The 10,170-nt window shown below is 69.0% G+C and carries 11 protein-coding genes; 7 read left to right on the forward strand and 4 right to left on the reverse strand.

Features of this window, described 5'->3' with window-relative positions:
• Nucleotides 1-93 precede the first annotated feature (93 nt).
• Nucleotides 94-1,575: a PLP-dependent aminotransferase family protein gene (locus tag QPK32_RS25400; protein WP_290415576.1), complete on the forward strand. Its 1,482-nt coding sequence runs from the start codon at nt 94-96 to the stop codon at nt 1,573-1,575.
• 4 nt (nt 1,576-1,579) lie between these two features.
• On the opposite strand, the gene QPK32_RS25405 is transcribed toward QPK32_RS25400, so the two are convergent.
• Together QPK32_RS25405 and QPK32_RS25410 are read right to left on the reverse strand one after the other, a co-directional pair.
• Nucleotides 1,580-1,948: a cytochrome c family protein gene (locus QPK32_RS25405; protein WP_290415577.1), complete on the reverse strand. Its 369-nt coding sequence runs from the start codon at nt 1,946-1,948 to the stop codon at nt 1,580-1,582.
• Entirely contained in the window at nt 1,945-2,487 is a 543-nt protein-coding gene (locus tag QPK32_RS25410; protein ID WP_290415578.1) for a cytochrome c, read from the reverse strand. Before QPK32_RS25410 ends, QPK32_RS25405 begins: the two co-directional genes overlap by 4 nt.
• A gap of 94 nt (nt 2,488-2,581) precedes the next feature.
• On the opposite strand from QPK32_RS25410, the gene QPK32_RS25415 reads away from it, so the two are divergent.
• From QPK32_RS25415 to QPK32_RS25430, 4 genes are read left to right on the forward strand one after another with little or no spacing between them, the layout of a single operon-like run.
• Complete coding sequence (locus QPK32_RS25415; RefSeq protein WP_290415579.1) at nt 2,582-2,974, forward strand: c-type cytochrome; 393 nt, start codon at nt 2,582-2,584, stop codon at nt 2,972-2,974.
• Nucleotides 2,975-2,981: 7 nt separating this feature from the next.
• Complete coding sequence (gene coxB, locus QPK32_RS25420; RefSeq protein ID WP_290415580.1) at nt 2,982-3,938, forward strand: cytochrome c oxidase subunit II; 957 nt, start codon at nt 2,982-2,984, stop codon at nt 3,936-3,938.
• 7 nt (nt 3,939-3,945) lie between these two features.
• A complete protein-coding gene (locus QPK32_RS25425; protein WP_290415581.1) occupies nt 3,946-6,453 on the forward strand; it encodes a cbb3-type cytochrome c oxidase subunit I in 2,508 nt (835 codons plus the stop codon).
• Between the two features lie 3 nt (nt 6,454-6,456).
• Nucleotides 6,457-6,783 (forward strand): hypothetical protein, encoded by a 327-nt coding sequence (locus QPK32_RS25430; RefSeq protein ID WP_290415582.1) that lies wholly within the window; start codon nt 6,457-6,459, stop codon nt 6,781-6,783.
• Nucleotides 6,784-6,878: 95 nt separating this feature from the next.
• Here the strand turns inward: QPK32_RS25430 and QPK32_RS25435 are convergent, their stop codons facing one another.
• Both QPK32_RS25435 and QPK32_RS25440 read right to left on the reverse strand, forming a co-directional pair.
• Entirely contained in the window at nt 6,879-7,565 is a 687-nt protein-coding gene (locus tag QPK32_RS25435) for a hydrolase (RefSeq protein ID WP_290415583.1), read from the reverse strand.
• A 160-nt stretch (nt 7,566-7,725) separates the two neighbouring features.
• Nucleotides 7,726-8,634 (reverse strand): LysR family transcriptional regulator, encoded by a 909-nt coding sequence (locus QPK32_RS25440; RefSeq protein ID WP_290415584.1) that lies wholly within the window; start codon nt 8,632-8,634, stop codon nt 7,726-7,728.
• A gap of 67 nt (nt 8,635-8,701) precedes the next feature.
• On the opposite strand from QPK32_RS25440, the gene QPK32_RS25445 reads away from it, so the two are divergent.
• Together QPK32_RS25445 and QPK32_RS25450 are read left to right on the forward strand one after the other, a co-directional pair.
• Complete coding sequence (locus QPK32_RS25445; RefSeq protein WP_290415585.1) at nt 8,702-9,073, forward strand: cupin domain-containing protein; 372 nt, start codon at nt 8,702-8,704, stop codon at nt 9,071-9,073.
• Between the two features lie 44 nt (nt 9,074-9,117).
• The gene (locus QPK32_RS25450) at nt 9,118-10,143 is read left to right on the forward strand and encodes an alpha/beta fold hydrolase (protein WP_290415586.1); all 1,026 of its coding nucleotides are present in this window, start codon (nt 9,118-9,120) and stop codon (nt 10,141-10,143) included.
• The last annotated feature ends 27 nt before the right edge of the window (nt 10,144-10,170 follow it).

The following is a 10,170-nucleotide window of genomic DNA, read 5'->3' on the forward strand; positions in this document are numbered from 1 at the left end:
CCTTATGTGGGCCTTCATGCTAGCGCCGGTAATGGGCTTGCTCAAACAGCCAATCGCGGCGAAGATGAACGGTCCAATTTTCGTCCGCCATCGATGCACGTCCACGATATCCTCGCCGCCGCGCCGCTCGATCGCAGCGCGGGCGCGCCGCTGTTCCGCCAGCTGTATGCGCACCTGAAGGACGCCATCCTCGACGGCCGCATCGAAGCCTCGGCGCGCCTGCCGGCCACGCGCGCACTGTGCACGCTGCTGGACGTATCGCGCCAGACCGTCCAGGCCGCGTACGAGCAGCTGATGGCCGAAGGCTATCTCGAGGGGGCGGTGGGGAAGGGCACGTTCGTCAGCGCCGCGCTGCCCGTCGCACGGACCGCGCGGGATGCCGCGCCGCCGGCCGCGCAACCCGTGCGTCCGCTGTCGCCGCGCGGCGAGGCGATGGCGTCCGGCATGGCGCGGGTGCGCCATCACGACGGCCCTTTGCGCGCCTTCCGCGTCAGTATGCCGGGACTGGACCTGTTCCCCTTCGACACCTGGCGCAAGCTGGAAGCGCGGCACTGGCGCCATTCGACGGCGCGCCTGGGCTACGGCGACAGCGGCGCAGGGCTGCCGGCCCTGCGCGAGCTGCTGTGCGCCTACCTGAAGGCCTCGCGCGGCGTGCGCTGCACGCCGGACCAGGTGGTGATCACGGCCGGATCGCAGCAGGCGCTGTACCTGCTGGCGCACCTGCTGCTGGCGCCCGGCGAAGCGGCCTGGATCGAATCGCCCGGCTACCAGGGCGCGGTGGCCCCGTTCCTCGCGGCCGGTGCGCGCGTCTGCCCCGTGCCCGTCGACGCGGAGGGAATGGACGTGGCCCACGCAGCCTCCCGTTTCCCCGACGCGAAGCTGGCCTTCGCCACGCCCTCGCACCAGCTGCCGCTGGGCGTCACCATGAGCTTGCGGCGCCGCCTCGAACTGCTGCGCTGGGCCGAACGGCAGCGCGCCTGGATCGTTGAGGACGACTACGACAGCGAGTACCGCTACACGGGACCGCCGCTGGCGTCGCTGCAAAGCCTGGATCGCAGCGGCTGCGTCGTCTACGTGGGCACGTTGTCGAAGGTGATGTTCCCGGGACTGCGCCTGGGTTACGTGGTGGCGCCGCCCGCGCTGGCCGGGCCCCTGGCGCGTGCCCGGGCACTGGTCGACCGCCAGGGGCCGTTCGTGGCGCAGGCGGCCCTGGCCGACTTCATCGCCCAGGGCCATTTCGCGCGCCACATCCGGCGCACGCGCGAGGCCTACGGCGAACGGCGCGAGGCACTGCTCGACGCGCTGCGGGCGTGCCTGGCGGGGCGGCTGCGGTGCGGACCGGCGGACGCGGGCCTGGACCTGTGCGTGCATTTCGAGGGCGCCGACGACGAGGATGCCGTGGCGCGCCGCGCGCGCGACGCCGGCATCGACCTGCGCACGCTGGGCTACTACGCGAATCCGGACGCCGGCGCGGCCTGCGCGGTGGATCCGGGCCTGCTGCTGGGCTTCTCGGCGTTCCGTCCGGACGAGATCCGCGCCGGCGTGCGTACGCTCGAGCGGGTGCTCATTGGCTGAGTACTCATTGGCTGAGCAGATAAGCGCTCATGTCGCGCGCATCCCGCTCGCTCACGCCCATGTTGGGCATCGCCGTGTGCGGGTCGATCGATTGCGGATCGCGGATCCAGCGCATGAGATTCGCCTGGTCGTTCGGCAGCGTGCCGGCGATGAAGCGGCGCTTGCCCAGGTCGTCGAGCGGGCGTCCCACGTAGATCGTCGAGCCCGTCACGCCGGGGATGATGTGGCAGGCCTGGCAGGCGTACTGGCTCAGCGCCAGCTTGCCGCGCTCCGGGTCGCCCAGCACGCCGGCCGGCGGCCGGCCGCTGTTGCCGCACCCGGCCAGCAGCGCCAGGACGGTGGCGGCGATCGCGGCGGTCGCGGCGCGCATCATGGCTGCGCCTCGTTTGCCGTGATGGCGCGGTAGTCCTGCGCGCTCATGTCGGGCAACTGCCGGATGAAGGCCACCGTGGCCCAGATGTCGGCGTCGCTCAAGTGGAATTCCCAGGCCGGCATGCCGCTCATCTTGATGCCGTGGCGCGTGATCCAGTAGATCTCGCGGTCCTTCCAGTTCAGCGTGGCGTCGATCAGCGGGCCGGGCACCGGCTGCATGCTCATGCCGATCGAGGATTGCGCGAAGCCGGGCCCGCCGTGGCATTGCGCACAGTGGTCGCGGTAGACGGCGGCGCCGCGTCGCACCTGCTCCGGCGCGCCCAGCCTGGGTACGTCGATGTCGCGCGCATTGCGCCGCACGGAATACTGCATGCCCTTCTCCAGCACGCCGTAGATGATCGGGAGGTGGTGCTTGGTCGCGCCCACGTAATACAGCCCGCCATAGAACACGGCCGCTGCGCCTGCCGCGGCAATGGCGCCTGCCGCCAGCAGCGTGAATGCGATGGTCTTGAGGATCAGGCGCGTGCGGTGCGAAGGCATCGTCGGGTTGGCCGGGTTGGCGAATCGTATCGTGTTAAAAAAATGTCATGGTGTCCGGTATTATAAAAGTCCTTCGCATATCGTGAATTCAACCGTGCTTATCACCGTCCGCCCGTCCGCCGCTCGTGGTTCCGCCTGTGTTGCCCTGGCCTTCCTGGCATTGCTGTCCGGTTGCGCGGACGAGGGCGAGCCTGTGCGCGTGGACGGCGGCGACGCGGCCGCCGGCAAGCGCCTCGTCGCGCACTACCAGTGCGGCGCCTGCCATGCGATCCCCGGGATTCCCGGCGCGACGGGCGACGCCGGCCCCGCGCTCGACACCATGGGGCGCCTGAGCTACATCGCCGGCGGCATTCCCAACAACCCTGCGCAGATGATCGCCTTCCTGCGCGACCCGCCGGCGCTCAAGCCGGGAACGTCGATGCCGGCGCTGGGCCTGACGGAGCAGGAGGCGCGCCACATGGCGGCCTACCTGTACACGCTGCGATGAGGTTGCGATGAGCGTCGCGATGAATGCGCCGATGGGCGAGGGCACGCTGCAGTCGGTGCTGCATCCGGCCGGCTGGGACGCCGCCGTCATCAGCCAGTTCGCCTGGGTGATGTTCGGCGCGGGTACGCTGATCTTCGTCGCCGTCATGGCGCTGCTGGCGCTGAGCCTGCGCCGCCACGAGCGGCCCGTGCGACCCGCGCTGTGGATCGCCGGCGCCGGCATCGCCTTTCCCGTCGTCGTCCTGAGCGCGCTGCTGGTGTGGAGCACCTGGCGCAGCGCCCAGCTGGCGCCGCAGAGCTCCAGCCAGGCCCTGACCATTTCCATCACGGCCAAGATGTGGTGGTGGGACGTCCGCTACCGCGACCCCGGGAGCGGGCGCGAGATCGCCGTCGCCAACGAGATCCACGTACCGGTGGGGCAGGCCGTGTACCTGGGCCTGAACGCGGCCGACGTGATCCACAGCCTGTGGGTGCCGGCGCTGGCGGGCAAGCGCGACATGATTCCCGGCCGCGTCACGGGCCTGACGATCCGCGCCGACAAGCCCGGCATCTACCGCGGCCAGTGCGCCGAGTATTGCGGCGCCCAGCACGCGCGCATGGCGCTGCAGGTGATCGCGCTGCCGCCGGACGAATTCAAGGCCTGGCTGGCACGCCAGGCGCAGCCGGCCGCCGCGCCGGTATCCAGCCTGCAGGAACGCGGTCGCGCCGTGTTCCTCGAGCAGCGCTGCCAGTCCTGCCACACGATCCGCGGCGTGGCCGAGACGGCCCGCCTCGGTCCGGACCTGACCCATGTCGGCAGCCGCAAGCAGATCGGCGCCGGCGTCCTGCGCACCCACGAGGGCACGCTGGCCGGCTGGATCGCCGACCCGCAGGCCATCAAGCCGGGCGTATTCATGCCGGCCGCATCAGGCCTCGACGGCGAGTCGCTGCGCGCGCTGGCCGCCTATCTCGTGCACCTGGAATGAAGCCCCGATGACGAACCCGAACGACCTCCCCAATTCGCTTCCGCGCCCGCCTGGCGAGCTGGAGCGCCTGGAAGACGTGTGGCGCACGCCCTCGGGCTGGCGCTTCTTCAAGAGCGTCAACAACACCAATATCGGCCTGCTGTACATCGGCACGGCGCTGCTGTTCTTCGTGCTGGCCGGCGTGCTGGGCCTGCTGATCCGCCTGCAGCTCGCCGTGCCGGAGAACGGCTTCCTGGCCGTGGGCACCTACAACCAGGTATTCACCATGCACGGCACGGTGATGATGTTCCTGTTCGCGATTCCCGTCGTGGAAGCGCTGGCCGTGTACCTGCTGCCGAACATGCTGGGCGCGCGCGACCTGCCGTTCCCGCGCCTGTCCGCCTACGCCTACTGGGCCTACGCGATCGGCGGCCTGGCGTTCTTCTGCACGCTGTTCGTGGGCCTTGCGCCGGACGGCGGCTGGTTCATGTATCCGCCGCTGACGGGGCTGCAGTATTCGCCGGACATGAACGCCGACTTCTGGCTGCTGGGGATCGGCTTCATCGAGATCTCGGCGATCGCCGGCGCCATCGAGCTGATCGTCGGCATCCTGTTCACCCGCGCGCCGGGCATGACGCTGGGACGCATGCCCGTGTATGCCTGGGCCATGCTGGTGGTGGGCCTGATGATCGTGTTCGCCTTCCCGGCCGTGATCGCGGGCACGGCCCTGCTGGAGATGGAGCGCGCGCTCGACTGGCCGTTCTTCATCGCCGACCGCGGCGGCGACCCGCTGCTGTGGCAGCACCTGTTCTGGTTCTTCGGCCACCCCGAGGTCTACATCATCTTCCTGCCCGCCGCCGGCATGGTGTCGACCATGATCCCGACCATCGCCGGCACGCCGCTGGTGGGCCGGCGGGCGGTCATCGCCGCGCTGCTGGGCGTGAGCGTGTTCAGCTTCGGCCTGTGGGCGCACCACATGTTCACGGCCGGCCTGGGCGTGATGGAGGCGGGCTTCGTGTCTGCGGCCAGCATGGCGGTGGCCGTGCCGACGGCCATCCAGGTGTTCGCCTGGATCGCCACGCTGTGGAAGGGAAAAGTACAGCCGGGCGCGCCCACGCTGTTCCTGCTCGGCTTCATGTTCATCTTCGTGCTGGGCGGCCTGACCGGCGTGATGGTCGCCGTCATCCCGTTCGACTGGCAGGTGCACGACACGTATTTCATCGTCGCCCACCTGCACTACGTGCTGATCGGCGGCATGGTGTTCCCCGTGTTCGCGGCGATGTACTACTGGCTGCCCCTGATCAACGGCAATCGCCTGTCCGAGCGGCTGGCGCGCTGGGTATTCGGGCTGATGTTCGTCGGCTTCAATACCGCCTTCTTCCCCATGCACGTCACGGGCCTCTTGGGCATGCCGCGCCGCGTCTACACCTATCCGGCGGACATGGGCTGGAACGGCTTGAACATGGTCTCGACCGTCGGCGCCTTCCTGTTCGCGCTGGGCGTCGTGCTGTTCGCCGCCGACGTCGTGCGCACGCTGCGCCGCCCGACCAAGGACGTGGGCAATCCGTGGAATGCGCCGACGCTGGAATGGCTGACCTCCGAAGACTACGGCAACCGCAGCATCCCGAAGATCGCGAGCGTCGATCCGTTGTGGGACCAGCCGACGCTGTCGCGGGAAGTCGACGAGGGCCGCCACTACTTGCCGAACACGGCCACCGGCAAGCGCGAGACCATCGCCACCAGCCCCATCGCCGCGAAACCGACCTACCTGATGATCCTGCACGGCGACAGCTGGCTGCCGCCGCTGGCCGCCGCCGGCACCGCCGCCTTCTTCCTGCTGCTGACGATGAAGCTGACGATTCCCGCCTGGATCGGCGGCATCGTCGCCGTCGTGTCCGTGGTCTGCTGGCTGTGGCAGGCGGACCGCGCGGCGCCCCAGCGCAGCGTGCAGATCGGGGAAGGGGAGACGTTGCCCGTGGGCGCCGTCAAGACGGGATCTCACTCCTGGTGGGGCACGATGATCATGCTGGTCGTCGACGGCAGCATCTTCGCCTCGTTCGGCTTCGCCTACATCCACGTGTCGATGCGCCTGCAGGTATGCCCGCCGCCGGGTGCCTCGCTGCCGCCGCTGTCGTGGGCGCTGGCCTCCGGCGGGCTGCTGGCGCTGGGTTCCGTGCTGGTCTGGCTGGCCACGCGCGCGCTCGGCAAGCGCAGGCTGCCCTGGCTGGCGCTGGCCGCGCTGGCCTGTACCTGCGCCGCGTTCGGCATCGACATGGAAGGCTTCCGCCAGGCAGGCCTGGACGGAAGCAGCAGCGCCTGGGCCGCCGCCATCTCGGCCATGCTCGGCTACCAGGGCCTGCACATCGCCGTGCTGCTGATCGTCGGTCCCTACCTGGCGCTGCGCGCCTGGCGCGGCCACCTGTCCGAGCACAGCCGCGCCACGCTCGACAACAGCGCGCTGATCTGGCACTACACGACGCTGCAGGGCATCGCCATGTCGGCGCTGATCCGCGCGATGCCGCTGCTGATGGAGTGAGCGATGAACGAACGGTTCTTCCCGCGCGCGCTGCGCGCCACGCTGCCGCTGATCGTCTGGATCGTGTATTTCGCCTTCACCTACGCGACGGCCGCCGCCCAGTGCAGCCCGGGCGGTTTGCGGCCGGAAGGGCCGGACCGCGTGCTGCTGGGCGCCGCGACCTTGCTGGCGCTGGCCATCTGCGCCTGGGTGGCCTGGGGCGCGCGCACCGTGCCGGGCAGCCCGCACGCGGGACTGCTCGACTGGACGCGGCTGGTGCTGGCCGTGCTGGCGCTGGTGGCGATTGCCTGGAATGGGGTGCCGCTGCTGCTGACGGCCGGCTGCGCCTAGACACGTCGTCCCGGCGCAGGCCGGGACCCAATTCCTGCCTGCAGACCGGCTGCGCCAAGGCATTAGGCCCCGGCCTTCGCCGGGGCGACGGCGCGTCAGTTGGCCGCCACGGGCGCCAGCACCTCGTGCTCGCTGCGGTTGCGCGCCGGCGCCTTGTGCACCATCGTGTAGGCATAGTCCACGCCCATGCCGTAGGCGCCCGAGTGTTCCCTGACGATGTCCATGACGGCGTCGTAGGTCTCGCGGTTCTTCCAGTCGCGCTGCCATTCCAGCAGCACCTGCTGCCAGGTGACGGGCACGACGCCGGCCTGCACCATGCGCTGCATCGCGAAGTCGTGCGCATCCTTCGAGGTGCCGCCCGAGGCGTCGGCCACCATGTAGATCTCGTAGTCGCCTTCCAGCATCGCGCACAGGGCGAAGGTGGTGTTGCAGACTTCGGTCCAGAGGCCGGCGACGATGACTTTCTTGCGGCCGTTGGCCTTCAGGGCGTCGCGTACCTTCTGGTCGTCCCAGGAATTCATCGAGGTGCGTTCGAGGATGGGCTGGCCCGGGAACACGTCCAGGATTTCGGGGTAGGTCTTGCCCGAGAACGAGTCCGTTTCGACGGTGGTGATGATGGTCGGGATATCGAAGGCCTTGGCCGCCTTGGCCAGGCCGACGACGTTGTTCTTCAGGGTCTGGCGGTCGATCGACTGGACGCCGAAGGCCATCTGCGGCTGGTGGTCGATGATGATCAGTTGCGAGTTTTCCGGGGTCAGGACTTCGAGTTTGGCGTTCTGCATGATGTTCTCCCTATGGTAGTGGTCGTGGTTTGCATCGAATCTTTCGAAGGCTTGCTTTGCTGTGCTTGCCTTGTGTTCGCTGCGATGGAGTCATTATGCTTGGCTGTTCGAAAATAAAAAAACGAGTAAATTCTGTCCCTATCATCGAATTTTTCGAATGCTATGCGCCGGCGGTTTCCCGGGCCGTGTCGAGGAAGGCCCGCACCTGCGGCGCGAGCCAGCGGCCGGCCGAATACAGCAGGTTCACTTCCAGCGGCGCGGGCCGGTGCGCCGCCAGCACTTCCACCAGGCGGCCCGCATCCAGTTCCGCCTGCACCAGCAGCAGCGGCGCCTGGATCAGGCCGAAGCCCGCGAGCGCGGCCTGCACCAGCGCCTGGCCCTCGTCGACCACCATGTGCGCCTGCCAGGTGAACGCGTCGGGCACCAATTCGACGGGACGCGGGCGGCCGCTCTCGGGCAGGCGGAACAGGATGCCCTCGTGCGCGGCCAGGTCCTCCGGCACAAGCGGCGTGCCGGCCCGCGCAAGATAGGCGGGCGCCGCGCACACCACCAGCGGCGTCGCGCCCAGCGCCAGCGCGCGCACGCTGCTATCCTTCAGGCGGCCGAAGCGCAGCGCGACGTCGTTGCGGTCGCGTACCAGGTCGCTGTGCTGGTCGCTCACATTCAGGCGTACCTGCACCTTTGGGTAGGCGGCGCGATAGCGCGCCAGCAGCGGCACCAGCCAGGACAGGGTGCCGGACGGGATCGCGAGCGCCAGCTGGCCCGCCACCTCGTCCGGCGCGGCCAGGCGCTGCTGCAGGCCGTCGAGACGGTCGATCAGCTCGGAGTACGCCTCATAGGCTTGCAGGCCCCGTTCCGTCGGGGCCAGATGACGGTTGTCGCGCGCCAGCAGTTGCACGCCCAGTTCGGCCTCCAGGCGCGCGATGTTCTTGCTGACCGCCGACGGCGTCAGCCCGAGCTGGCGCGCCGCGCTGGTGATGCCGCCCGTGCGCACCGTCTGCACGAAGGAGCGCTGTTTTACCAGTTCCTGGTTGCTGCCGTTGAGTTTATGTCCAATTGGTTGTGCCATGCCGTGCCGTTCCTTCTTTGGGCGACCATGCGCATAATCCTCTCCATCATCGCAATGGAGAATTCCCATGGAAGTACGCAATGTCGCCACCATTCCTGCCCTCGCGCTGCCTGGCCTGACGCACCAGACGCTCGCTTCCCGCGCCAATGGTATCGGCGCCTTCGAAGTATGGCAGCAATCGCTGGGTCCGGGTGCCGCCACCCCCTTGCACCGCCACGACTGCGAGGAAGTCATCGTGTTCACGGGCGGCACCGGCGTCATGCACCATGCCGGCACGGAGACGCCGATCACGGCGGGCACCGTGCTGCTGTGCCAGCCGAACGAGCTGCACCAGATCGTCAATACGGGCAGCGAGCCGCTGACCCTGTACGGCATCCTGTCCGTGTCGCCTGTCCCTGTGGTGGATGGCGACGGCCAGCCGATCGCGCTACCCTGGTAATCCAGCCGCGCCGGCGGCACCGAATCGGAAAGCATCGTCAGATCGTGAGAACCAACGTCATTGCATTCGCAGCCTGCGCGGCGCTCGCCGCCGCGCTGTCGTTCAATTCCTCGGCGCTCGCCGCCGCGCTGTCGTCCAATCCCTCGGCGCTCGCCGCCGCATCGTCGTCCGGCGCCTCGGCAGGCGCGAAGTCCGAGGACTTGCGTGCCAGGACGTCCGCGGGCGACCACGTCGCGAAGCTCGACGGCGTCGAACTCCATTACCGCATCGCGGGACACGGCCCGCTGGTCGTGGTCCAGGCGCCGGGCTGGGGCATCGGCACCGAATACCTGGAAAAGGGACTGGCGCCGCTGCGCGAGCATTTCACCGTATTGACCTATGACCCGCGCGGCACCGGGCAGTCGACGCCGGTGAACCCGTCCGCCCACGTCACCAACGGCGACCTGGCCGGCGATCTCGAACGGCTGCGCGCCTATCTCGGCCTCGACGCCATGGACCTGGTGGCGCATTCGAACGGCAGCGCCATCGCCATCGTGTATGCCGAGGCGCATCCCGAACACGTGCGCAAGCTGGTGCTGGTCGGTTCCCAGTTGCTGGGCTACCGGGGCGGGTGGGGTCCGGACGGCAACGCCGAGAACGAGCGGCGCGCCCGCGACCCGCGCTTCGCGGCCTACGCGAAGCTGATGCATGCCCCCGCGGCAAAGGACGACGCGGGATTCACCCGCCAGTTCAAGGACTACGCGGGCTACTTCTTCTACGATCCGGCCAGGGATGTGCCGAAGCTGCTGGCCGTCATGACGCAGCCGATGAGCGCGGCGATGAACAAGGCGTTCGAGGAAAGCCCGCCGGCCAAGGACGCGCCGCCGCTGGAGGATCTGAAGAAGATCACGGCCAGAACCCTGGTCGTGGATGGCCGCCAGGACCCGGTCTGCCCGCTGGCCGAATCGGAAGCCATCCAGGCCGGCATTCCCCGGGCCGAGATCGTGGCGATCGACCATGCCGGGCATTTTCCCTGGATCGAGCAGCCGGCGGCGTTCTTCGCGCCCGTCATCCGGTTCCTGCGGTCCTGACCGGCGCCCGGCGCGCGCAAAAAAAAA

The organism is Massilia sp. YIM B02763 (genome assembly GCF_030412015.1).
GTDB lineage: Bacteria > Pseudomonadota > Gammaproteobacteria > Burkholderiales > Burkholderiaceae_D > Telluria.